At 67.0% G+C, this 25,097-nt stretch carries 13 protein-coding genes; 7 read left to right on the forward strand and 6 right to left on the reverse strand.

Annotated elements, in window-relative coordinates:
* Positions 1 to 17 precede the first annotated feature (17 nt).
* Positions 18 to 11,018: a type I polyketide synthase gene (locus ASD37_RS25265; protein ID WP_056558052.1), complete on the reverse strand. Its 11,001-nt coding sequence runs from the start codon at positions 11,016 to 11,018 to the stop codon at positions 18 to 20.
* 255 nt (positions 11,019 to 11,273) lie between these two features.
* On the opposite strand from ASD37_RS25265, the gene ASD37_RS25270 reads away from it, so the two are divergent.
* The 6 genes from ASD37_RS25270 (at position 11,274) to ASD37_RS25295 (ending at position 19,953) form a co-directional block, all read left to right on the forward strand.
* Positions 11,274 to 12,695: a condensation domain-containing protein gene (locus ASD37_RS25270; protein WP_056558054.1), complete on the forward strand. Its 1,422-nt coding sequence runs from the start codon at positions 11,274 to 11,276 to the stop codon at positions 12,693 to 12,695.
* 66 nt (positions 12,696 to 12,761) lie between these two features.
* Complete coding sequence (locus ASD37_RS25275; protein ID WP_056558055.1) at positions 12,762 to 15,770, forward strand: RND family transporter; 3,009 nt, start codon at positions 12,762 to 12,764, stop codon at positions 15,768 to 15,770.
* Positions 15,771 to 15,827: 57 nt separating this feature from the next.
* Positions 15,828 to 16,976: an acyltransferase PE gene (gene pe / locus ASD37_RS25280; protein ID WP_056558064.1), complete on the forward strand. Its 1,149-nt coding sequence runs from the start codon at positions 15,828 to 15,830 to the stop codon at positions 16,974 to 16,976.
* A gap of 7 nt (positions 16,977 to 16,983) precedes the next feature.
* Complete coding sequence (locus ASD37_RS25285; protein WP_082570420.1) at positions 16,984 to 18,723, forward strand: AMP-binding protein; 1,740 nt, start codon at positions 16,984 to 16,986, stop codon at positions 18,721 to 18,723.
* 30 nt (positions 18,724 to 18,753) lie between these two features.
* The gene (locus ASD37_RS25290; protein WP_056558066.1) at positions 18,754 to 19,398 is read left to right on the forward strand and encodes a GAP family protein; all 645 of its coding nucleotides are present in this window, start codon (positions 18,754 to 18,756) and stop codon (positions 19,396 to 19,398) included.
* A gap of 69 nt (positions 19,399 to 19,467) precedes the next feature.
* On the forward strand, positions 19,468 to 19,953 hold the full coding sequence (locus ASD37_RS25295) for a flavin reductase family protein (protein ID WP_056558068.1): 486 nt from the start codon (positions 19,468 to 19,470) through the stop codon (positions 19,951 to 19,953).
* A 16-nt stretch (positions 19,954 to 19,969) separates the two neighbouring features.
* Here ASD37_RS25295 and ASD37_RS32045 read toward each other — a convergent pair whose 3' ends face one another.
* From ASD37_RS32045 to ASD37_RS25315, 5 genes are all read right to left on the reverse strand, one after another.
* Entirely contained in the window at positions 19,970 to 20,131 is a 162-nt protein-coding gene (locus ASD37_RS32045; protein WP_200959994.1) for a hypothetical protein, read from the reverse strand.
* A 127-nt stretch (positions 20,132 to 20,258) separates the two neighbouring features.
* A complete protein-coding gene (locus ASD37_RS25300; RefSeq protein WP_056558070.1) occupies positions 20,259 to 21,008 on the reverse strand; it encodes a succinate dehydrogenase/fumarate reductase iron-sulfur subunit in 750 nt (249 codons plus the stop codon).
* A 1-nt stretch (position 21,009) separates the two neighbouring features.
* Positions 21,010 to 22,974, reverse strand: a complete 1,965-nt coding sequence (locus ASD37_RS25305) for a fumarate reductase/succinate dehydrogenase flavoprotein subunit (protein ID WP_056558072.1) — start codon at positions 22,972 to 22,974, stop codon at positions 21,010 to 21,012.
* A gap of 44 nt (positions 22,975 to 23,018) precedes the next feature.
* Positions 23,019 to 23,849: a hypothetical protein gene (locus ASD37_RS25310; RefSeq protein ID WP_056558074.1), complete on the reverse strand. Its 831-nt coding sequence runs from the start codon at positions 23,847 to 23,849 to the stop codon at positions 23,019 to 23,021.
* A 69-nt stretch (positions 23,850 to 23,918) separates the two neighbouring features.
* Entirely contained in the window at positions 23,919 to 24,221 is a 303-nt protein-coding gene (locus tag ASD37_RS25315) for a hypothetical protein (RefSeq protein WP_056558076.1), read from the reverse strand.
* A 115-nt stretch (positions 24,222 to 24,336) separates the two neighbouring features.
* Here ASD37_RS25315 and ASD37_RS25320 point away from each other — a divergent pair, with 115 nt between their 5' ends.
* Positions 24,337 to 25,095 (forward strand): isocitrate lyase/phosphoenolpyruvate mutase family protein, encoded by a 759-nt coding sequence (locus ASD37_RS25320; protein WP_056558078.1) that lies wholly within the window; start codon positions 24,337 to 24,339, stop codon positions 25,093 to 25,095.
* Positions 25,096 to 25,097 lie beyond the last annotated feature (2 nt).

Here is a 25,097-nt window from a genome sequence, read left to right on the forward strand (position 1 = left end):
TCAGACTCCACAAATCGCTAGGCCTCGTCCGCGTCGGGCAGCTGACCAACCAAGTACTCGGCGAGCCCACCGATGGTCGGGTAGTCGAACACGGCGGTCGCGTTGATCGTGAAGGCGCCGCCGAACTGGCTGTGCAGCCGGTTGCGAAGCTCGATCGCCATCAGGGAGTCGGTGCCGAGGTCCAGGAAACGGCTGCTCGCCGCGGGCGGACCCGCGAGGCGCAAGAAGTTCTGCACCTCCCGCTGCAGGAACTCGGTGACGAACCCTGCGCGTTGCGCCACCGGAATCTCCTGAAGCTGCTTGAGCATCTCGCTGTCACCCGTGACCTCGCCCGCTGCGCTCGGCAACACCAGGTCCAGGATCGGCGGCCTCGAACTGCCGAGCACCTTCGCGGCGCGCTGCCAGTTCGCCTTGATGACCGTGGCCTGGCCGGTGCCGTTGGCGACTACCTCGGCAAGGGCGCTAAACGCGGCCGACGGCTCCAGCGGAATCAGACCTTGGGCACCGATGTTCGCGGTCGCGGCCTCCGACGACGCCATGCCGCCCTGCGCCCACGGGCCAAAGTTGACCCCGGTGGCGGGCAGACCCTTGGACCGTCGCTCGGCGACCAAGCCGTCGAGCAACGCGTTGGCGGTCGCATAGTTGGACTGTCCCGGCGAGCCGAACAGAGCCGACACCGAAGACGACACGATGAAGAAGTCCAGCTCGTCGTCGACGGTCAGGCGATCGAGGTGATATGCCCCGAAGGCCTTGGGCGCGAGCGCCGTTCGGAACCGCTCAACGCTCTGCTGGGACAGCAGCGCGTCGTCGAGAACGCCCGCCAGGTGCACGACGCCGCCGAGGGGTGACAACTCCGCACGGACCCGCTTCAACAGCGTCGCCACCTCGGACTCGTCGCCGACGTCGGCCGAGAACACGTGGACCCGGCACTTGTGCCGCTCGGTGATCTCGTCGATCGCCCGCTGCGCATCCGCATCGGGCGCACGACGGCTGGTCAGCACGATCTCACCGGCGCCGAGATGGGCCAGATACGCCGCCGTGTGCAGACCGATCGCGCCGAGTCCACCGGTGATCAAATAGCTTCGATCGGCTCGGGGGGCAAGCGGATTCGGGATCTGCACCACGATCTTGCCGATGTGGCGGGCCTGCTGCATCCGCCGGAACGCGGCCCGCGCCTCGGTCAGCGGGTAGATCTCGGCCGGGAGTGGCGTCCACTCACCGCTGGCCAAGCCCTCCGACACCTCCGTCAACAACGCGCGAATGCGCTCGGGCTCGGTGAACATCACCGTGTCCAACGCCACGATCTCGTACGCGATGTCGGGACGGGCCTCGGCCATCCGCTCCGGCGTCCAGATGTCGCGCTTGGCGATCTCGGCGAAGCGGCCGTTCGGCGCGGTGGCCTTCAGCGTCGCCTCGATGAACCCATCGCTGGTCAGGCTGTTGAGCACCACGTCGACGCCGGTGCCGTCGGTGTCAGCCAGGATCTGATCGGCGAAATCTGTTGAGCGCGAATCGTAGACGTACTTCACGCCCAGCTTGCGCAGCGTCACACGCTTGAAGGTGCTGGCGGTCGCGAACACCTCGGCACCGCACTTCTGGGCCATCTGGACGGCCGCCAATCCGACGCCACCGCTGGCGGCGTGGATGAGCACCTTGTCGCCCGGCTTGAGCTGCGCCCAGTCGAACGACAACCGAACCGTCAGCGCGGCAGCGGGAATGGTCGCGGCCTCCACCGCGCTGACCCCGTCCGGGATCGGCGCGAGGAACGGCGCTGGCACGTTGAACCGGGTGGCGAATGCGCCCTGCATGGAGCCGTACACGCGCTGACCCACCTCGACTCCGGTCACCCCGTCACCCAGTTGGGTGACGACGCCGGCGAAGTCGCCGCCGATCGGGCCGGGATCGCCGGGGTAGAGGCCGAGCACGTTGAGCACGTCGCGGAAGTTGAGGCCGGCGGCCTCAACCCGAACCTGCACGTAGTCCGCATCCGGCGGCGGCACGTCCTTCTCGGTCAGTCGCAGGTTGTCGATCGCGCCGCGTTCGGTGGGCGCCAACGCGTAGTCACCGGCGCGTGGGACCGTGAGATGACCGCTGCGGGCCCACGGCAACAACCGCGACGCCAACAGCTTTCCTTGGCGCAGCGCGAGTTCCGGCTCGTCGACCGGCTTGGCGAGCAGGCTCACCAACGCGTCCACGGCCTCCTCGGAACCGTCGCAGTCCACCAGTCGGCAGCGCAGCATCGGCTCTTCGTTGATCGTGGTGCGGCCGAATCCCCACAGTGCGGCCTGTACCGGGTCGACCGGCTCGCCGGACTCGGTGGCCACGGCCCGTTCGGTGACGATCCACAGCCCTCCGGGCAGTTTCACCTCGCCGCCCTGCACGGTGTGCACCGCGCTGAGCAGGTTGGCGATCTCGCCCTCCATGCGCGCGGTGGCCTCGTCGGTCGTCTCGTGCCCGATCGGCGCCGCACTCCGCCACACCACACCGGAGAATCCGAGGCCCCGCTGGTGCGCATCCGCCAACACCTGACCGAGGAGCTCGGGGTCGACGTCCCGGTTCAGCGGGATGCAGCCCGGCACCTTCGCGGCGAGTTCGTCGAACCCGGCAACGAGCCAGGTGCCGCTTGCGCTCCCGGCGCCGTTGGCGTCGTCAGGCAAGGCAGGCACCTCGTGCCAGCCAAGCGTGTACAGCAGCCGCGTCGCGTCGCCGCCGAGGCCACGCAACAGGGCCTCACGCGGAGCTCGCTTGACGGTGAACTCGCGAATTCCGCCCAGCTGGCGGCCATCTCGATCGAGGAAGTCGAGGTCGAAGACCTGGGTTTCACTGTCGAGACCGCTGTCGTGCCACCTCGCGCGGCAATAGAACCGCCGAGGCATCTTCTCGCGCAACGTCACCTGCCCGTACCGCAGCGGCAGGAACAGGTCGTTGACCCCCTGCTCGGCGGCGAGAAGGGCGGGGAAGGCGGGGAAGGCGACACCGGTGCACAGGTCCATCAGCACCGGGTGCATCGGTTCGGTGCCGAGGTGTTCGGTGAGCTCTTCGCCGACGAGGATGTCGCCGATCGCCTCACCGTCGCCAAGCCATAGCGACTTCAACGAGCCCGACCAGGTCGGTCCCCACGCCAGCTCGAGGTCGGCGAACGTTTCGAACAGGTCCTGCGGACGCATGCGATCGAGCCGCTCGACTGCCTCGTCGACCGGTTCCTGCGGCTCGGCAGGCTCGGCAGGCGCGGCGTCGGCGTCGTCGGCACCGGTGGCCACGACACCCTCGGCGTTCAGCGACCATTCGGCGCCCTTCTCGCCGTACGCGCGGCTGTGCACCTGGAACCGCGACTCGCCGTCCTGGCTGAGGGGATGCAGCGTCAGCTGCACTTCGCGAGAAGCCTTCTCGGGCAGGATGATCGGCTCGTAGAAGAAGACCTCCTTAGCCCGCGCCGGGGTGCCGACCGCGGCCAGCGCCATCGCCGCGTAGGTCGCGCCGGGGACGACGACCGTGCCGTAGATGACGTGGTCGGACAGCCACGGCTGCGACTTCACCGAGAGCCTGCTGGTGAAGACGGAGTCGCCGGACGCGAGCTCCTTTGCGCTGCCAAGGATTCCGGACACCGACGCGCCGTTGCCCTCGGCCCCGGTGAGACCGGAGGCCTTCGGCCAGAACCGGCGACGCTGGAACGGGTAGGTCGGCAGCTCCAGTGGCGTCGAACTCCCGTGGGCGATCCCCGCGAAGTCGAGCCGGTGGCCGCCGACGTACGCGGCAGCCAGTGCGTCGGCGATCTGGCGACGGTCGTCGACGCCCTTGCGCATCGACAACACCGCCCTCGGCGCGGCCAGGTGTTCCGGCCAGACCTGCACCGCGGCGCTCGTCAGCACCGGCTGCGGACCGATCTCCATCAGCACCGAGCAGCCAAGTGCCGCCACGGTGCGCACGCTCTCGGCGAACTGCACCGGCTGGCGGGAATGACGCCGCCAGTATCCGGCGTCGAGCGGGGTCTGCGGCGCCAGCACGGCACCGGTTCGGTTGCACACCAACGGCAGCGTCGGTGCGGCGAACTGCACCTGCGACGCGTAGGCCTCGAACTCGTCGAGCACCGGATCGAGTAGTTCGGAGTGGAAGGCGTGGCTCGTCTGCAGCCACGTGCAGCGAATGCCCTCCTCCTCGAAACGCTCGACGGCGCTCTCCAGGTCCTCGCCCGGGCCCGAGAGCACGGTGTTGGGACCGTTGTAGGCGCCGACCGACACCCGCGGGAAGTCGGCGGCGACCTGCTCGACCTGCTTGGGGTCGGCGAACACCGCGACCATCCGGCCGCCCTCGGGCAGGCTGCCGAACAGCCTGCCGCGCTCGGCGATCAGCCGTGCGCCGTCGGCGAGGCTGAACACCCCCGCCACGCAGGCGGCCGCGTACTGGCCGACACTGTGGCCGAGCACCACGTCGGGCTCGACGCCCCACGACTGCCACAGCCGGGCCAGGCCCATTTCGACGGCGAAGAGGGCTGGCTGCGCAAACGACGTGTGCCGCAACGCCTCTCCGGCCTTGCCGCCGGTGTCGAGGTCGGTCGCGAACATCACCTCGAGCAACGGGCGCGGCAGAATGTCCTTGACCGCGTCCGCACACTGCAGCACGGTCTCGGCGAAGACCGGCTCGCTCTCGAACAGTTCGCGGGCCATGCCGGGGTACTGACTGCCCTGGCCGGTGAACAACCAGGCCGTCGTCGGGTGGTTGACGTGCTCGCCGCGGACGACGCCGGGGCGCAGGCGATTCTCGGCCAGTTCGGCGAGGCCGTCACGGGCCGCTGCGATCGAGTCGACGACCAGCGCGGCGCGATGTTCGAAGTGTGACCGGCCCGTTCCCGCGGTGAGGCACACCGCGGCCAGGTCGGAGTCCGGGTGCACGCTCAACCACGTGTCGTAGCGTCGTGCCAACGCCGCCAACGCTTCTGGCGACCGCGCGGACAGTGCGAGCACGCCGACCGGAGCCGTGGAGGCCTCCGGTGCGGTCTCGGACGGCTCGACCCTTGCCGGCGCCTCCTCGATCAGCACGTGCGCGTTGGTCCCGGTGAAGCCGAACGAGCTGACGCCTGCACGACGTGGCCTGCCGTTGGCGTGCCACGGAGTGGCCTCGTCGACGACCCGAACGGGCAGGGAGGCCCACGGAATGTGGGGTGACGGGTTGTCGAAGTGCAGGCTCTCGGGCAGCAATTCGTTCTGCAGCGACAACACGACCTTGATCAGACCGGCTGCGCCGGAGGCAGATTCGGTGTGTCCGATGTTGGTCTTCACCGAGCCCATCAGCAGCGGCCGGTCGGCGTCACGCGAGCCTGCGTAGGCGGCCGCCGCGGCCTGCACCTCGATCGGATCGCCGAGCGGCGTGCCGGTGCCGTGTGCCTCCAGGTAGTCGACGTCGCCGCCGTCGAGGCCGGCGCGGGCGAGCACCGTGCCGATGAGGCGTTGCTGGGCGCCACCATTGGGGACGGTGAGGCCACTGGATGCGCCGTCCTGGTTCACCGCACTGCTCGAGATGACGGCGCAGATGCGGTCCCCGTCGCGCTCGGCGTCGCTGAGCCTCTTGAGGACGAGGACGCCGCAGCCCTCGCTGCGCACGTAGCCGTCGGCGGAGGCGTCGAAGGTCTTGCAGCGTCCGACGGGGGACAGCATCCGCGCGCGGGACGCCGCGATCATGGTGACGGGGCTCAGCAGGACGTTCACCCCACCGGCCAACGCCATGTCGCAATCGCCGAAGCGCAAGGCCTGAGCGGCCTGGTGGACCGCGACCAGCGCCGAACTGCACGCGGTGTCGACGGCCACTGCCGGTCCCTCGAGTCCCAGTGCGAAGGCGACCCGACCGGAGATGGCGTTGAGTGCGTTGCCGGTGATGAAGTGCGGTTCGATCTTGTCGATCGACCCGGACGACAGCAGATGCGCGTACTCGTTGGCGGCGACGCCCATGAAGATTCCGGTGCGGCTGCCACGCAGCGTGGCCGGCGAGTACCCGGCCCGCTCAAGGCCCTCCCAGACGGTTTCGAGCGTCAGGCGCTGCTGCGGCTCGATCCAGACGGCCTCGCGCGGTGAGATGCCGAAGAACTCCGGGTCGAATCCGTCTATCGCGTCGAGGAATCCACCGAAGCGCGTGTACGTCTTGCCCGCGCTGTCGGGATCCGGGTCGTAGAACTCGTCGATGTCGAAGCGGTCCTCGGGAACCTCGCGGATCGCGTCGACCCCGCCGGAGAGCAGGTCCCAGAAGGCTTCCGGGTTCGGTGCGCCGGGGAAGCGGCACGACACCGCGACGATCGCGATCGGCTCGTCAGAGCGGGTCGTCACCGACCGGGCCACGGCGGGCGCGGTGTCGGGGGTCTCGCTGAGGCCGAGCACGTCACCGAGGAGGTAGTCGGCCACGTCGGACAGGCGGGGGTGATCCATCACCACGGTGACGGGGATTTCCTTGCCGACACCCGCCTCGATGCGCCGCCGCATCTCCACGGCCATGAGCGAGTCCATGCCGAGGTCGAAGAAGCCGGCGTCCTCGCGGATCTCCGAGGCGTCGACCAGCGTTATCTCGGCCACCGCGTCCCGCAGGTAGTCGGTGAGCAGTCGCCTGCGCTGCTGCACCGGAGCGTTGACGAGCCGTTCGACCAGCTGGGTCCTTCCCGAGCCCGTCGTGGACGGTGTCGCCGTCTTCTCGGCGGGGAGTTCGCGCTCCACCTCCGCGAGGAAAGCCCGCCTGCCGGCCTGCTGATACAGCGGAAGGAAACGGGCCCAGTCGATTCGGGCCACGACGGCGTGCGCGGGTCCGCCTGCCGAAGCCGCGGCCACGACGTCGACCAGCCCTGCCAACCCGTCCGCGGGGGAGAGGGTCCGGACGCCGCGCTGCTCGAGCCGCGCACGGGACTCCGCGTCGGCCATGCCCGCCGACCACGGACCGAAGTTGACGCTGGTGGCCGGGACGCCGCGCGCGCGGAGGCGCGCGGCCAGCCCGTCGAGGAAGGCGTTGGCCGCGGCGTACGCGGTCTGGCCGAAGCCGCCCCACACCGAGGCGATCGAGGACGTGCTGACGAAGAAGTCGAGCTTCAGATCGGTCGTCGCCTCGGCGAGATGCCAGGCACCCCAGACTTTTCCGGCGAACACGCGGTCGACTTCGGTGTCGTCCAGCCCGCTCAGCGGGGTGGTGCCGATCTCGCCCGCGGCATGGACGATGCCGGCCAGGGGCGGTAGTTCGGTCTGGATGCCTGCCAGCAGGCGAGCGACGTCGTGTGCGTCTGCCACGTCGGCGGTGACCACCCGGATCTCGCAGCCGTGCTGCGCGATGAGTGCATCGACTCGCCGTTGGGTGGCGTCACCGGGAGCTCGCCGACTGGTAAGCACCAGCTGTCCGGCACCGTTCGCGGCCAGGTAGCCGGCGATCTCCAGACCGATGGCGCCGAGGCCACCGGTCACCAGATACGTTGCATCGCTTCGGACTTCCAGCGGTTTCTCGTTTGGCTGCTTGGCGCGGCGGACGAGTCGAGGCAGATGGACCGACTGGCCGCGCAGCGCGATCTGGTCTTCTCGAACGGCGGAGTCCTGCGGTGCCGTGACGCGGTCGAGCAGTCGGGTCCACTCGTCACCGGTGGCATCGGTCGGCAGGTCGGCCAGGCCGCCCCACACCTGCGGAAGCTCCAGAGCCGCGGCCCGGCCGAATCCCCATAGTGCGGTCTGTTCGGGCGCGACGACGTCGGTGTCGGTGACGCGCTGCGCGCCGCGGGTCAGCACCCAGATCGGCGCGCGAAGGTCGGCCGACGTCGCGGCCTTGAAGAGGCGCCGCGTGCCGCTGAGGACTCGACGTTGGATCCGCAGCAGCGATTGCGTCGACGCTGCAGTGTCCGAGTCGAGCGCCGCGACGTGCAGGATGCGCAGCGCCGGACCGTCGGCGGCAGCGGTGCGCAGCGCCTCGGCCAGCGCTGCCTCTTCGGCATCGGAGGTCGGCAGGTCGACGAAGCGGTGCCGTTGTCCGCGGGCGGTGATGGCGTCCACCAGGGGCTGTAGCGCGGGGGATGGAGAACCGACGAGGAGCCAGCTGAACTCCGCGCCGGAGTCGGTGCCTGAGAGCGGGTTGGGAGACTTGTCCCAGCGGATCTCGTAGCGGTCGTCCGACGTCGACTGTGCCACGCGCTGTCGGTTGTGTTGTGCCGCAAGCTCGGTCAGAACCTTCATGACCTGGGGGTCCTCGCCCGACCCGCCGAGCAGGGTGGCAAGTTCGGCGATGTGGCCGTCCTCGAGCAGGCGGACGGAGTCGGTGCGAGGGCCCGCGGCGGCCCGTTCTTCGCCGGCCGCCTCACGGTCGTCCTTGAACCAGTACTGGCGGTGCTCGAAGGGATAGGTGGGAAGGTCGACCTTCCGCGCTGGGGCCTGCTGGAAGGCCGCGAAGTCGGGCACGTGACCCTGGACGTAGGCATCGGCGACGGCTTCGGCGATCTGCCTGTGGTCGACGACGTTTCGGCGCAGCGACGCAATCGCTCGAGGCGCGGTCGCGGCATCGGGCCACGCCCGCAGTGCGGTGGCGGTGAGCACCGGTTGGGGGCCGATTTCGAGCAGCACCTTGCAGTTCAGCGCGGCGAGGGTTTGCACGCTCTTGGCGAACTCCACCGGTTGGCGTGCGTGCCGTCGCCAGTACGCACCGTCGAGTCGCGTGCTCCAGCCGAGCGCGTCACCGGTCCGGTTGTCGATCAGAAGGCGTTGTGGCGCTGTGTAATTCACGGCATCGGCGTACGACTCGAACTCGTCGAGAATCGGGTCGAGCAGCGCCGAGTGGAACGCGTGGCTGGTGTCGAGCCAGTCGCATCGGACACCGTCGGCGGTCAACGCGGCAACGGCCCGCTCCAGATCGGCGGCAGGCCCCGACAGAACCGTGTTGGCGCCGTTGTAGGCGGCGACCGACACGGCGGGGAACTCGTCGGTGACGCTCTCCGCGCGTTCGGCGCCGGTGAAGACGGCCACCATCCGGCCGCCCGCGGGCAGGCTGCCGAAGAGGCGGCCGCGTTCGGCCATCAGCCGCACGCCGTCCTCGAGCGTCAGCACCCCGGCGACGCAGGCCGCCGCGTACTGGCCGACGCTGTGGCCCAGCACGACGTCGGGTTCGAAGCCCCACGACTGCCACAGGGCGACGAGGCCCATCTCGACGGCGAACAGAGCAGGCTGCGCGTACGCGGTCTGGCCGAGCGTCTCGTCCCCGGTACCTCCCCCCGTCGCTTCGCTCGCCCCGGTCTCCCCGAAGATCACGTCCAGCAACGGCTTTTCGAGGACGTCGGCGACCACTGCGGCGCACCGGTCCACGGTCTCGGCGAACACCGGTTGGGTGGCGTACAGCTCCTTGGCCATGCCGGTGTACTGGCTGCCCTGACCGGTGAAGAGCCACGCCGTCTTCGGGGCGTCGTGCGATTCTCCGCGGACCAGTCCCGGAGCCGGGCGGTCGTCGGCGAGCGCGCCGAGGAGTTCGATGGCGGATTCTCTGGAGTCGACCACCAGCGCGGCCCGGTGCTCCAGGTGCGCTCGGGCCGTGCCGGCGGTGATGCAGACGTCGGCGAGGCTGGCCTCGGGGTGCGCAGACAGCCACCGGCGGTAGCGGTCTGCGAGCTGAGTCAACGCGGCCGGTGTGCGTGCCGAGAGCGGAAGGATGCTGAAGCGGTCCGCCGGTTGGTCGACCGGATCGGCAACGGCCACAAGAGATTCCGCGGGCGCCTCTTCCAGGATGACGTGCGCGTTGGTGCCGGCGAACCCGAAGGAGCTGATGCCGGCGATGCGGGGTCGGTCGCCCCGCGTCCACGGGGTGGTCTCGCGGACGACCTCGACGGCAAGACGGTCCCACGGAATGTGCGGTGAGGGGTTCTCGAAATTGCAGTGCTTGGGCAGGGTTTCGTGCTCGAGGGACAGGATGACCTTGATGACGCCTGCGATTCCCGCGGCCGCCTCGAGGTGTCCGATGTTCGTCTTCGCCGATCCGATCAACAGCGGTTGGTCGGATGCGCGGCCGGCGCCGAGCACCGCTCCGGCGGCCTGGGCCTCGATCGGGTCGCCAAGCGACGTCCCGGTGCCGTGTGCCTCCAGGTATCCGACGTCGCGGGGTTCGAGGTCCGCGCGCTTGAGCGCATCGGTGATGACCCGTTGTTGGGCAACGCCATTCGGCACCGTCAGGCCGCCCGAGGCGCCGTCCTGGTTGATCGCACTGCCGCGGATCACGGCGCGAATGTGGTCGCCGTCGGCGATCGCGTCTTCGAAGCGCTTGATGACGATGATGCCGCAGCCCTCGCCGCGCACGTAACCGTCGGCGGCCGCGTCGAACGTCTTGCACCGGCCGTCGGGCGCGAGCATGTGCGCGCTCGAGAACGTGATCATGGTGGCCGGGGTGAGCAGCACGTTGGCGCCACCCGCCAGCGCGAGATCGCACTCTCCAAGGCGCAGTGCCTGGCAGGCCTGGTGAATCGCCACCAGCGACGAGCTGCACGCCGTGTCGACTGCCACCGACGGCCCCTGGAGCCCCAGCCGGTAACTGATGCGGCCCGCCGCAGCGGCGTTCGACGTACCGATCGCGAGGTACGCCTCGATCTCGTCGTAGTCCAGCGCGTCGGATGCCATTCCCAAGTAGTCGTGGGTTGCCAACCCGACGAATACGCCGGTATTCGTGTTTGCCAAATCTGTCGGTGCCGTGCCGGAATGTTCGACGGCGCGCCACGACGTCTCGAGAAGAATGCGATGTTGGGGGTCCATCAGCCGGACTTCGCGGGCCGACATTCCGAAGAACGGTGCGTCGAATCCGGTGACGTCGTCCACGAAGCCAGCCCGGCGGGTGACGATCTTGCCGGGGACTCCCGGCTCGGGATCGTAGAAGTCATCAGCGTTCCAGCGGTCTTTCGGCACGTCGGAGACGGCGTCGCGGCCCTCGACCAGGACGTCCCAGAACTCGTCTGCGTCCGCCGCGCCCGGGAATCGTGCTGCATAGCCGACTATCGCGAAACGCGGGGCCTGCTCCATCGGATGAACTTCGCTGCCCATGGCAGTGCCCTTCCATCGTGACCTACGGTGAGGTAACTTACTCGTCGGTCAGATTAACTTACTCATTGGTCAGTTTCGAGCGGTTAGAGCCGCTGAGTTGCTGAGAAGCAATGTCGCCGCCCACTATGGCACGTGCGACGCGGCGTCACGGATTCGTCACCGATGATCTGGCGGAGTCGGTTACCGAGGGTATGTTGGGCGCCGCGACGTGAGGTGCCGGCCCCGGCAACCGGGCAAACTGGGAGGACGAAGTTCTTGCGCATCGGCGATATAACCATCGGCGCTCTTCACGAGTGGTCGGTGAGTTCGGGAACCGTGACGTCGTGGCACCCCACCGCGGCAGCGCAGGAGAAGGCTCGCCAGGCGCCCGTCAGCACCGTGCCGGTGAGCTACATGCAGCGTCAACACCTCCGCAACTACCATGACCGCACGGACGCGGGATTGAACTTCTCACGTCAGATCATCGCCAGCTGCGAGGTGGCCGGCGAGTGCGACATCGGGGCCATGGACCACGCCGTCAACGCCTACCTCCAACGTCACGACACCTTCCGGAGCTGGTTCGAACGAACCGACGATGGCGAATTCGTCCGCCACGCCATCGAGGATCCCACCGACATCGAGTTCGTGCCCGTCGACCAGGGGCACATGACGGCCGACGAGATCCATGCCCACGCCGTCAGCATCCCGAACCCGTTGGAGTGGGGCTGCTTCACCTTCGGAATCATCCAGCACGACGGCAACTTCACCTTCTTCGCCGCCATGGACCACGTCCACGGCGATGCGACGCTGATCGGCACCACGATGATGGAAGCCAACGGCATGTACTCGGCGCTGAGTTCGGGTGGCGACGCCCTGGTGCTTCCCGACGCAGGCAGCTTCGACGCGTTTTGCGTCCGGGAGCAGGAGTACACCTCCGAGCTGACCACGGATTCACCCGGCGTGCGCAGGTGGATCGACTTCGCGCAGAACAACGGGGACGGCTTCCCTGAGTTCCCGCTGCCGCTCGGCAACCCGAACAAGGCGACCGCCAGCGACATGACGTCGCACGTTCTGATGGACGCGGCGCAGACCGAACGCTTCGAGGCGGCCTGCTCGGCCGCGGGGGCCCGCTTCGTCGGCGGTCTGTTCGCGTGTCTCGGCCTGGTCGAGCACGAATTCACCGGCGCCTTGACCTACTACGGGCTCACGCCGAGGGATTCCCGAACCGCCGGCGACAACTTCATGACGCAGGGGTGGTTCACCGGGTTGATCCCGATCGTCGTCCCGGTGGCGGCCACGTCGTTCACCGAGGCGGCCGCGGCCGCTCAGGCGTGCTTCGACTCGAGCCTGGACATGGTGCGTGTGCCGTACTACCGCGTGTTGGAGCTGGCGCCGTGGCTGCAGTGGCCGCAGCCCAACTTCCCCGTGTCGAACTTCCTGCACGGCGGCGCGGCGCCGCTCAACGCGATCCTCGCGGCGGGCGCCATGGGTTTGGCGAACAACATCGGGATCTACCCCGACGGACGCTTCTCCTACCAGTTGACCATCTACATATTCCGGTACGGGGAGGGCACGGTCATGGCGATCATGCACCCCGACAACCCGGTGGCCAAGAAGTCTGCCACCCGCTACATGGAGGCCATGAGTTCGGTCGCCGTGCGCGTCGCCGACAGCGGTCACTGGGGACGCGTCGCATAACAGGGAGCACATGGATGGCAAGGGTTCTTCGGCGCGACACGCGAATCGTGCGGCGGTGAGGGCGTCATGCGACGGCTAGCTGATCTCGTGGTCCGGTGGCCCTGGGCGGTCGTAGGCGTGTGGGTAGCGCTGTTGATCGCCCTGCCGCTGACCCTTCCGTCCCTAGGTTCGATGGCCGAGAAGCATCCGCTCGCCATCCTGCCCGCGGACGCACCGTCGAGTGTCACCGCTCGCAAGATGACCGATGCGTTCCACGAGTCGGGCAACGACGATCTGCTCCTGATCGCGCTGACCAACGACAACGGACTGAGCGCGGCCGACGAGCCGACGTACCGCAAGCTGGTGGACGCGCTGCGCGACGACGTGACAGACGTCGTGATGGTGCAGGATTTCGTCAACACACCAGAGCTGCGGCAGTTCCTGACGAGTGAGGACAAGAAGACCTGGGTGTTGCCGGTGGGTCTGGCGGGGGAGTTGGGTACTCCGAAGGGCTTCGAGTCCTACAACCGGGTGGCCGACCTGGTCAAACTCAATACCGCGGGCAGTCCGCTGGACGTGCACGTCACGGGGCCGGCGGCCACCGTCGCCGACCTCACCGTCGCGGGTCAAACCGATCGTCTGCCGATCGAACTCGCGATTGCCATCCTGGTGCTCGCGGTCCTGTTGCTGGTCTACCGCAGCGCGGTCACGATGCTGCTGCCGCTGGTGACGATCGGGTCGTCCCTGCTGATCGCGCAGTCTTTGGTGGCTGGGTTTTCCGAGCTAACGGGGTCGGGCGTCTCGAACCAATCCGTCATCTTCCTGAGCGCCATCATGGCCGGTGCGGGGACGGACTACGCGGTCTTCCTCATCAGCCGTTATCACGATTATTTGCGATTGGGGGCCGACCCCGAACGGGCGGTCCGACAGGCGATGGCGTCCATCGGGAAGGTGATCACCGCATCAGCCACCACCGTGGGGCTCACCTTCCTGTTGTTGAGCTTCGCGAAGATGGGTGTCTTCCGAACGGTCGGAACGTCGGCGGCAATCGGGATCGGCGTCGCCTACCTGGCCGGCGTCACGTTGTTGCCGGCAATTCTGGTGCTCGCCGGGCCGCGTGGCTGGATCAAGCCGCGGCGCGAACTGACCGCTCGATTCTGGGGGCGGTCTGGCATCCGCATCGTGCGCAGACCGGTAGCCCATCTCGTCACCAGCCTGCTGGTGTTGGGCCTGCTGGCCAGCTGCGCGATCTTTGCGCACTACAACTACGACGACCGCAAGGCCGTGGCGGCGTCGGCACCAAGCTCTGTCGGGTACGCCGCGCTGGAACGCCACTTCCCGATCAGCCAGTCGATACCCGAATACGTCCTCATCCAGTCGCCGCGTGATCTGCGTACGCCGCAGGCGCTTGCGGACCTGGAGCAGCTGGCTTCGCGCATTGCCCAATTACCTGACATCGGTCTGGTCAGTGGCGTCACCAGGCCCCTGGGAACCGTGCCGCCCGAGTTCAGGGCTACCTATCAGGCTGGCCTCGTCGGTTCCCGGCTGGCCGACGGCTCCAACCAGATCGACCAGCGCACGGGCGACCTCAGCCGGCTGTCAGCCGGAGCCAATACGTTGGCCGACAGCCTCGTCGACGTGCGCGCGCAGGTCAACAAGATCGCGCCGAACATCCAGCGTCTAATCGACTCCGTCTCCTCACTGAGAGCCAAGAACGGCGGCGACACCCTGGTGCGCGACGTCGACAATGCCGCAAAGCTGGTCGACGCCATCAACGCGCTCGGCAATCAGATGGGCATCAACTTCACCGCTGCCAGGGATATGTTCGCCTGGATCGGCCCGGTCTTGACGGCGTTGCAGGGCAACCCGATCTGCGACCTCGACACCTCCTGTAGCAATACCCGCGACGTATTCGCGCGACTCGTCGCCTCGCGCACCAATGGAAACCTCGATCAGCTGAACAATCTGGCGCACCAGCTGCAGGGGATGGGTGACAAACAGTCTCTGAATGCCACGTTGAAGAAGCTGAACAGCACACTCGCCGGCGTCTCCTCGGCCGTCAACGCCATGGGGTTGGACAAACCCGGCGGTGCGCAGGCGGGCCTGACCCAGCTGAAGCAGGGCGCCGACCGCCTGGCTGGTGGCAGCCAGCAGGTAGCTGGCGGGGTGGACCAACTCGTCGAACAGGTCAAGGTGATAGCCGACGGCCTTGGCGAGGCTTCGGGGTTTCTGTTGACGATGAAGGAGAACGCTTCAGATCCATCGCAGGCCGGGTTCAACATCCCGGTGGAAGTGCTGAAGCTGGCGGAGTTCCAAAAGGCCGCCAAGGCGTACGTGTCGCCGGACGGACACTCGGTGCGGTACCTGGTGCAAACCAAGCTCGACCCGTTCAGCTCCGCGGCGATGGATCAGGTCGACCAGATTAGAGACGTCGCCATGGGGGCCCAGCCGAACACCACGTTGGCCGACGCCACGATCTCGATGGGAGGGTATCCGGCCGCGCTCAAGGACACCCGCGACTACTACCAGCACGACATTCGGTTCATCATCATCGCGACGCTCATCGTCGTCCTGCTGACGCTGATGGTGCTGCTGCGTGCGATCGTCGCACCCCTGTACCTCGTTGGCACCGTGGTGCTTTCGTACTTTGCGGCCATCGGCATCGGCGTATTCGTATTCCAGTTCCTGCTCGGGCAGCAGTTGCATTGGAGTGTGCCGCCGTTGGCCTTCGTCGTACTGGTGGCGGTGGGAGCCGACTACAACATGCTCCTGGTGTCGCGAATGCGCGACGAGTCTCCGCGCAGCCTGCGTTACGGAGTCATCCGTACCCTGGGTTCGACGGGCGGTGTGATCACCGCGGCAGGGCTCATCTTCGCCGCTTCGATGGGCGGACTGATGTTCTCGAGCATCGGCATCGTGCTGCAGGGCGGCTTCGTCATCGGGGTGGGAATTTTGTTGGACACCTTCGTGGTTCGCACCATCACGGTCCCCGCGCTTGCGGTTCTGGTCGGCCGCGCCAACTGGTGGCCGTCAGGTCGAATGAGTGCGCGGCGGTCGTCGACGCCGAAGGCCGAACCCGTCGAGCAACCCGGTTAGCGCGGGCCTGCGATGTATGTGAAACTACGACACGAAGCAGACGGGTCAGGACTACGGATGAAGAAACTCCTCGCGGGACTTGCGGTAGTGGTAACTGCTGGCGTCACTGGATGTTTCGGCGTAGGTTCCGCCGCCGCAGACGACGCGCGGCCCGCCGATCCGCCTGCGCCGGGATCGCCGGCCGGCAACACCCCGGCCCCCGTCGCGGCAGTGAACGGGACGGCGTACGCCCTCGGCGGCGCCCACGTCCTTGGGATTCCCTACGACGAGTACATCCGACTCACGGGCGCTGACTGGTTCCCTGGGATGAAGCGGGAGAAGGTCGACTATCCCGCGGGCCAGGTTCAGGGCCACGTTCTGGAGCGACTGTTCCCCGGTATCGGCCCCATCGGAGAGCAGATCCGTCCCGGTTTGGGCTTGGACGGTCCGAGTATCGGCGAGTCGGTCGACATCGGCGAGCCGAACCTCCAGGCGGCCATTCGCAACGGTGGTCCCGGGGTTGCGATGGGCTTGTCCGAGGGGGCCTTCGTCCTCGACGCCGTGAAGGATCGATTGGCCACTGATCCGACCGCTCCGCCGCCGGATCAGTTGAGCTTTGCGACGTTTGGCGACCCACTTGCGAAGAGCTCGTTCGGGGAGAGCTTTCTGACCCAGATGTTCCCCGTGGGCAGCGTCGTGCCCGCGCTGGACTTCCGCATGCCCGCTCCGGTCGAGAGTCAGTACCACACCGACCAGTTCGTCTCTGCCTACGACAGCATTGCCGACTTTCCCGATCGTCCGGACAATCTGTTCGCCCTTGCCAATTCGATCGCCGGGCTGGCCACCGGCCACACTGCCATTGCGTTCACCAAACCGAGCAACGTGCCGCCGCAGAACGTCAGGACGGAGGTCAACTCCAGGGGCGGGACGACCACGACGTATCTGATTCCGGAGGAGCACCTCCCGCTGGTCCTGCCCTTCAAGTATCTCGGTTACCCGCAGGACACGCTGAATCAGCTCGACGCGATACTGCTGCCCCGCGTGAACGCGGGCTACTCGCGAAACGACGATCCGGCGACGGCTCCGGTCCAGGTGGACCCCGCACGCGGCTTCGATCCCGTGGCTGTCACCGCGCCCGCCAACGAGGCGACCTTCAGCGGCAGCGATGATCCACTCTCGACGCTCGCCAACGGCCTGATGTCCGCGTTCTCCAGTGGCCCGAAGTAGCCGTGACGTGACGCCAACCCCCCAGTCGAGCATCCTCTCGATACTGCACGGTCGCGCTAGCATGCGCCCCGATGAGGTGGCCTTCACCTTCACCGACTACGACCACGACTCTGGAGGTGTTGCCGAGAGTGTGACGTGGTCGCAGTTGTCCCGCCGAACGTTGAATGCGGCGCGCGAACTCGGCAATCACGCGTCGGTCGGAGACCGGGTCGTGATCCTGGCACCACAGGGACTCGATTACGTCCTGGCATTCCTGGGGTCCATGCAGGCCGGCCTGATTGCGGTCCCGTTGCCCTTGCCGCATCGCGGCGCCAGCCACGATCGGGTGAGTGCCGTCTTCGACGACACGTCGCCCTCGGTCGTGCTCACGACGTCCACTGTTGCAGACGACGTCGCCGAGTACCTCGATCGTGCCGGCCTGGACATCGTTCCGAAGATCGTCGAAGTCGATGCGATGAATCTGGACGGCCTGCTCGACGGAGGGCCCGGCGCTTCGTCGACGGAGTTCCCCAGCACGGCGTATCTGCAGTACAGCTCGGGTTCGACCCGGCTGCCCACCGGAGTGATGATCTCGCACCAAAATCTCCAGGTGAACTACGAGCAGTTGATGCGCAAGATCTTTGGCGGAAGCGTCACGTCTGGAGCCGATCTCACCATGGTGTCGTGGTTGCCCTTCTATCACGACATGGGTTTGGTGCTTGGTGTCTGCGCACCCATCCTCGGTGGCTTTCACGCCCAGCTCACCAGCCCGACCGCGTTCCTGGAAAGTCCGGCCAGATGGATGCGAGCATTGGCACAGAACCCGCATGCGTTCTCGGCGGCGCCGAACTTCGCCTTCGACCTGGCGGCCCGCAAGACCACCGACCGTGATCTCGCTGGACTCGACCTCGGTGGAGTGGTGGGTATCATCAACGGCGCTGAACGCGTCGTGCCCGCGAGCCTGGAGCGCTTCGCAGATCGGTTCGCGCACTTCAACTTTCGCGACCACATGCTGCGTCCCTCCTACGGCATGGCGGAGGCGACCGTCTTCGTGACGACCGCAACCTGGGCGGAGTCGTCGGCCGTCGCATTCGACGTCGACGAATTGTCCGCAGGCCGCGCTCGACGGTGTCCGGCCGGAACCGGGTCGTCGCTGGTGCGCTACGAACTGCCGCAGTCGCCCATGCTGCGGGTGGTCGACGTCGAGACGGAGCGGGAAGTCCCGCAGGACGTGGTCGGCGAGCTCTGGGTGCACGGCGACAACGTCTCGACCGGATACTGGGGCAGGCCGCCCGAGGAGCAACGCTGCTTCGGGGCCACGATCGTCGATCCCTCGTCGGGTACACCGGACGGGCCGTGGTTGAGAACGGGCGACTTGGGTTTCGTCTCCAAGGGAGAGCTCTTCATCGTCGGCCGCATCAAGGACCTGCTGATCATTCGCGGTCGCAACCACTATCCCGAGGACGTCGAGGCGACGATCCAGGAACTCACCGGCGGTCGTGTCGCGGCGATATCGGTCCCGGTGAACGACGTGGAGCAATTGGTCGCCGTCGTCGAGCTCAAGAAGCGTGAAGATTCGCCCGAGGGCTGGCTCGATGTCGTCAAGAGCGACGTCACCGCGGCGATATCCAACGAGCACGGTGTGACCGTCGGCGATCTCGTGCTGGTACCGACCGGGTCGATTCCGACCACGACGAGCGGCAAGATTCAGCGTGCAGCGTGCGTCGGTCTGTATGCCGAGGGGCAATTCGACCGGTTGGACGCCTGAGCCCAATCGCGGGGCGCGCCAGGGTCATCGATGTTCCTTACCGTTCTGGTCATGGCGCTTGCCGTCAGCGTCGAACCGTTCCGAATAGGCATGACTTTGGTGATGCTGAACAGGCCCCGGCCGGCGCTCCAGTTGCTGGCGTTCCTGTGTGGCGGCTTCGCCATGGGAATCACGGTGGGCCTCGTCGTGCTGTTCGTGTTTCACCGCGCACTACGGGAGTCGAACTACGTCACCTTGCCGAACGTCCAGATTCTGATCGGGCTCCTGATGTTGTTCTTCGCGCTGATCGTCGTGATCCCCGGGCGCCTACGTCTGCGGCCGACACGCGTGACGGGGCCGGCCGAACGACTGCTGCGCGGACCGTCGCTGGTGGTCGCAGGCGTTGCCGGGCTGGGCATCGCGCTTCCGTCGGTCGACTATCTTGCCGCGCTGGCCGTCATCCTGGCCTCGGATGCGGACGCCGCGACGCAGGTCGCCTTGTTGTTGGCGTTCAACGTCGTGGCCTTCGCGTTGGTGGAGATTCCATTGCTGGGTTACCTGCTGGCACCAGAGGCGACCTTGAGGTGGGTCGCGTCGCTGCACGGCTGGATCCGAGCGCGTCGCCGAGTCGAGGTGGCAAGCGTGCTGACGGCGATCGGCTGTGGGTTCCTCGTGATCGGTGTGGCAGGGCTGTGATTGGAGTTGCAATCACGGCGAGCGCAGTTCTGGCCGCCGCACCTCGATCCGTGTGAAGATGGAGATCTCATGACCGGTACCGATCTGAGCCCAACCTCCTTACGCGAGGCCTTCGGCCACTTCCCGACGGGTGTCATCGCGATCGCCGCCGAAGTCGACGGCGTCCGGGTGGGCCTGGCGGCCAGCACCTTCGTCCCGGTGTCACTCGACCCGCCGTTGGTGTCGTTCTGCGTGCAGAACTCGTCGACGACGTGGCCCAAGCTCAAGGATCTGCCGTTCCTCGGCATCAGCGTGCTCGGCGAGGCGCACGACGCCGCCGCCAAGACCCTGGCCGCGAAGACCGGTGACCGGTTCGCCGGCCTTGACACCAAGTCGACCGAGCGCGGCGCGCTGTTCATCCACGGCACCAGCGTCTGGCTGGAGAGCGCCATCGAGCAGGAAGTGCTTGCCGGCGATCACACCATCGTGGTGCTGCGGGTCCACGACATCACGATCCACGACGGCGTCGCACCCATCGTCTTCCACCGGAGCGCGTTCCGCCGCCTCGGCAACTAGCTCTCCTGTGGGCTCGCTACGGTCGGGCGGCCAACTCGTCGCGGTAGCCCGCGACGCGCCGGTCCAACTCGGCGGCGTCGTCGGGCCTGCCCTCCTTGCGAGCCAGCTCGGCGCGCACCGTCAATTCGCGGATTGCGGTCCGAATGTCGTTGACGCTCTTCGTTTCTTGAGGACCCATGCGGCTAGCCTTTCGTCGTTGAATGGCGTGAATCGGCCTGCAGTCCACGGTACGCCGCAACACTCGCCCAACGTGACGTGGCTGCGAGATTCTCGAAGAATTCTCGCAGCCACGGTCGATTACGCCGCTACCGCCGGAATAGCTTGTTTCCGAGCCACACGATCGGGTCGTACTTGCGGTCGGCGACGCGTTCCTTCATGGGGATCAGGGCGTTGTCGGTGATCTTGATGTGTTCGGGGCAGACCTCTGTGCAGCACTTGGTGATGTTGCACAGGCCGAGGCCGAACTCCTCCTGCGCCATGTCCTTGCGGTCCACGGTGTCCAACGGATGCATGTCCAGCTCCGCGATCCGCATGTGATAGCGCGGGCCCGCGAAGTTCTCCTTGTTCTCCTCGTGGTCGCGCACCACGTGGCAGACGTTCTGGCACAGGAAGCACTCGATGCACTTGCGGAACTCCTGGCTGCGGTTCACGTCCTCCTGCTGCATCCGGTACTCACCGGGCTGCAGATCCTTCGGCGGCGTGAACGACGGGATCTGGCGCGCCTTTTCGTAGTTGAAGGACACGTCGGTCACCAGGTCACGCATGACGGGGAAGGTCCGCAGCGGGGTGACGGTGACGGTTTCGTCCTCGCCGAAGGTGGACATGCGCGTCATGCACATCAGCCGGGGACGGCCGTTGACCTCGGCCGAGCACGATCCGCACTTGCCCGCCTTGCAGTTCCACCGCACCGCGAGGTCGTTGGCCTGGGTGGCCTGCAGACGGTGGATGATGTCGAGCACCACCTCGCCCTCGTTGACCTCGACGGTGTAGTCCTTGAGCTCGCCGCCCGTGTCGTCGCCGCGCCAGACTCGCATGCTCGCTTCATAGGCAGCCATGTCAGCCCTTCCGTTCCGGGTGCTCGGTCAATTCGCCGTCGGTGTAGTACTTCTCGAGTTCGGACAGCTCGAAGACTTCGAGGAGGTCCGGCCGCATCGGCACCTGTTCCTCGGCGTCGACGGTGACGCGGGGGACCATCGCCTCGGCGGTCGCCGCCTCCGTCGTCCGACACACCAGCAGCGTGTTGCGCCAGTTGGCGTCCATCGCCGGGTGGTCGTCGCGGGTGTGCCCGCCGCGGCTTTCGGTGCGCTGCAGCGCCGCCTTGGCCACGCACTCGCTGACCAGCAGCATGTTGCGCATGTCGATCGCGAGGTGCCAGCCCGGGTTGTAGACCCGCCCGCCCTCGACGGCGACGTTCTGCAACCTGCCCCTGAGCTCGTCGAGTTTGGCGAGCGCCTCGTGGATCTCCTCTTCCTTGCGGATGATGCCGACGAGGTCGTTCATCGACTGCTGCAGCTCGGCGTGCAGCGTGTACGGGTTCTCGGGATTCTCATGCGGCTCGTACGGCGCCAACGCCATCTTCTCGGCCTCGTCGAGGGAGTCCTGTGAGATCTTCGGCCGCTCGTCGAGCGCGCGGACGTAGTCGGCAGCCCCGAGCCCGGCCCGCCGCCCGAACACCAGAAGGTCGGACAGCGAGTTGCCGCCGAGGCGGTTGGAGCCGTGCATGCCACCCGAGCACTCGCCCGCGGCGAACAGGCCGGGAGTGGCCGCCCCGCCGGTGTCGGGGTCGACCTCGATGCCACCCATGACGTAGTGGCAGGTGGGGCCGACTTCCATCTCGTCCTTGGTGATGTCGACCTCGGCCAGCTCGATGAACTGGTGGTACATCGAGGGGAGCCGACGCTTGATCTCCTCGGTCGGCATGCGCGAGGCGATGTCGAGGTAGACGCCGCCGTGCGGGGTGCCGCGCCCTGCCTTGACCTCGGCCACGATGGCACGGGCCACCTCGTCGCGGGGGAGCAGGTCAGGGGTGCGCCTGGCGGAGTCGTTGTCCTTGAGCCATTGGTCGGCTTCTTCTTCCGTCTCGGCGTACTGACCCTTGAACACCGGGGGGATGTAGTCGAACATGAAGCGCTTGCCCTCGGAGTTCTTCAGCACTCCGCCGTCGCCGCGGACGCCCTCGGTGACGAGGATGCCCTTCACGGACAGCGGCCAGACCATCCCGGTCGGGTGGAACTGGATGAACTCCATGTTGATCAGTGACGACCCTGCGCGCAGCGCCAGGGCGTGGCCGTCGCCGGTGTACTCCCAGGAGTTGGACGACACCTTGAACGACTTGCCGATGCCGCCGGTGGCCAGCACGACCGCCGGCGCTTCGAACAGGATGAAGTTGCCGGTCTCGCGCCAGTAGCCGAAGGCGCCGGCGATCCTGCCGGTGGGTCCGTCTGAGTTGGGCTCCGCGCTGGCGTTGTCCCTCGGGCCCTTGTCGAGGATGAGGTCGGTGATCGAACACTCGTGGAAGACCTTGATCCGGGCCTCGTAGTCGCCGAGCTCGCGGAAGTCCTCCTGCTGCAGGGACACGATCTTTTGCTGCAGCGTGCGGATGATCTCCAGGCCGGTGCGGTCGCCGACGTGCGCCAGCCGCGGGTAGGTGTGCCCGCCGAAGTTGCGCTGGCTGATCTTGCCGTCCTTGGTGCGGTCGAACAGCGCACCGTAGGTCTCCAGCTCCCACACCCGGTCGGGGGCTTCCTGCGCGTGCAGCTCGGCCATCCGCCAGTTGTTGAGGAACTTGCCGCCGCGCATGGTGTCACCGAAGTGCGTCTGCCACGAGTCCTTGGTGTTGACGTTCTTCATCGCCGCCGCGCAGCCGCCCTCGGCCATCACGGTGTGCGCCTTGCCGAACAGCGACTTGGTGACCACCGCGACGCGCTGTCCGCGTTCGCGTGCCTCGATCACCGCTCGCAGTCCTGCCCCGCCGGCGCCGATGACGACCACGTCGTATTCGTGCCGTTCGAGTTCACCCATGAATTCGTACCCCTACGTCGTCAATTGTCTTGTCGGCCAACGAATCAGCCAATGAATCTGAGGTCGGAGATGGTGCCGCTGGCGACCAGCATCACGTAGAAGTCGGTGAACATCAGGGTGCCGAGCGTGATCCACGCGTACAGCTTGTGCCTGGTGTTGAGCCTGCTCACCTGACCCCACAGCCAGTACCGCACCGGGTGCTTGGAGAAGTGCTTGAGCCGCCCGCCGACGACGTGGCGGCAGGAGTGGCAGGACAGCGTGTAGACCCACAGCATCACCACGTTGACGACGAGAACGACGTTGCCCAAACCGAATCCGAAGCCGGACGGCGATTGGAAGGCGTTGATTGCGTCGTAGGTGTTGATCACCGAGATGATCCCGGCGATGTAGAAGAAGTACCGGTGGGTGTTCTGGATGATCAGCGGCAGCCGCGTCTCGCCGGTGTACTTGGCGTGTGGTTCGGCCACGGCGCAGGCGGTGGGCGACTGCCACACCGAGCGGTAGTAGGCGCCGCGGTAGTAGTAGCAGGTCAGCCGGAACAGCAGCAGGAACGGCAGCGACGCCGCCGCGTACGGCAGCCACCACACGTCGGGCAGGATCTGGGGCCAGAAGTGGCTGGCTTCGGGCAGGCAGCCGGTGCTGATGCACGGCGAGTAGAACGGCGTCAGGTAGTGGTAGTCGGCGACGTAGTAGTTGTTCTGCATGAACGCCCGCACCGTCGCGTAGATCACGAACGCGGCAAAGCCGAGGTCGGTGATCAGCGGCGACTTCCACCACGCGTCCGTGCGGAGCGTGCGTTGCGAGATTCGCGCTCTAGTCGGCGAGAAGACCCCGGTACCGCTGGAATCGCTGCGGTCGGCGGTGGGTGCGCTCACGGGGTGTGCCTCACTTCATCGTGACATGTCGGGGTCGTGACGGTGTTCGGTCGCTCGGGCTAGGCAGGTCTAGTCGAAGGGAGAGCTCATTGGGCCCTCGTCGTCGACGTCCTGCCAGAAGTCGCTTGCGTACTGCGTGTCGGGGATGCCGATCTTCTCGGCGTGGAGGTGGTGATGGGTTACCCCGCGAACGAGGTTCAACTCGTCGGCGTCGATGTCGAGCCGGTCGATGTCGTTTTGAATGCGTTCGGCGTCGTTGACGATGCGTCGCATCGCCGCGCTGTCGCCGTAGCGTGATGCCAGTGACGACACGCAGCGGCGAAGGTCTCCGATCAGCAGGTGCAGCTGGTCGAGTTCGGTGGTTGTGGACAACGGAGTTGACCTCCTTGGGCTGAAGGGTGTCACGGATCACAGTACGACAATTGATGTTAGTCACTCTCGGAGTTCAGAGTGAGACAGGTCACGTCGAAGAGGGAAGGGTTGGCAAATGTCCAAAGAGGTTCTGCAGGAGCGCGCAACGTTGTTGAAGGCGCTACACGTGGCGGGTGACCCGGTGATTCTGCCGACGGTGTGGGACGCGTGGTCGGCCAAGCTCGCGGTCGACGCCGGATTCAAGGCCCTGACGGTCGGAAGTCATCCGGTGGCGGATTCGGTGGGCAAGGCGGACGGGGAGGGCATGTCCTTCGACGATCTGACCGCTCGGGTCGCGCAGATCACCGGTGCGGTCGACGTGCCGGTGTCGGTGGATGCCGAGTCCGGGTACGGAGAGTCGGCGCAACGGCTGATCGACGGGTTGTTGGAGGCCGGCGCGGTGGGCCTCAACGTCGAGGACACCGTGCACAGGGAGGGCAAGCGACTGCGCTCGCCGGAGGAGCACGCCGAGCTCATCGGGGCGCTTCGCGCGGCGTCGGACGCGGCGGGCGTGCACGTGGTGATCAACGCCCGAACCGACCTGTTCATCCGCAAGGACGGCGACGATTCCGATCGCGTCGACCGCGCCATCGCCAGGATGAAGCTGGCGGCGGAGGCGGGTGCCGACAGCCTGTACCCGGTCGGGCGTCACGACGACGACACCATGCGACGGCTGACGTCCGAACTGCCCTTGCCGGTGAACGCCATTGCGCTGCCGGACACCGACGACCCGGCGTCGTTCGGCCCGCTTGGCGTGGGCCGCATCAGCTTTGGGCCGTTCTTTCAGCGGGTGCTGTCCGGGCACGCGGAGACGTTGCTCGCCCGCTGGAAGTAGCG

The sequence above is a fragment of the Mycobacterium sp. Root135 genome, from assembly GCF_001426545.1.
Classification (GTDB): domain Bacteria; phylum Actinomycetota; class Actinomycetes; order Mycobacteriales; family Mycobacteriaceae; genus Mycobacterium.

What these genes read in the sequence shown, in the direction of transcription:
- ASD37_RS25265 (WP_056558052.1), bottom strand. Translation starts at nt 11,018, where the DNA reads ATGGGCAGCGAAGTTCATCCGATGGAGCAGGCCCCGCGTTTCGCGATA.
- ASD37_RS25275 (WP_056558055.1), top strand. Translation starts at nt 12,762, where the DNA reads ATGCGACGGCTAGCTGATCTCGTGGTCCGGTGGCCCTGGGCGGTCGTA.
- pe (WP_056558064.1), top strand. Translation starts at nt 15,828, where the DNA reads ATGAAGAAACTCCTCGCGGGACTTGCGGTAGTGGTAACTGCTGGCGTC.
- ASD37_RS25290 (WP_056558066.1), top strand. Translation starts at nt 18,754, where the DNA reads ATGTTCCTTACCGTTCTGGTCATGGCGCTTGCCGTCAGCGTCGAACCG.
- ASD37_RS25295 (WP_056558068.1), top strand. Translation starts at nt 19,468, where the DNA reads ATGACCGGTACCGATCTGAGCCCAACCTCCTTACGCGAGGCCTTCGGC.
- ASD37_RS32045 (WP_200959994.1), bottom strand. Translation starts at nt 20,131, where the DNA reads ATGGGTCCTCAAGAAACGAAGAGCGTCAACGACATTCGGACCGCAATC.
- ASD37_RS25300 (WP_056558070.1), bottom strand. Translation starts at nt 21,008, where the DNA reads ATGGCTGCCTATGAAGCGAGCATGCGAGTCTGGCGCGGCGACGACACG.
- ASD37_RS25305 (WP_056558072.1), bottom strand. Translation starts at nt 22,974, where the DNA reads ATGGGTGAACTCGAACGGCACGAATACGACGTGGTCGTCATCGGCGCC.
- ASD37_RS25320 (WP_056558078.1), top strand. Translation starts at nt 24,337, where the DNA reads ATGTCCAAAGAGGTTCTGCAGGAGCGCGCAACGTTGTTGAAGGCGCTA.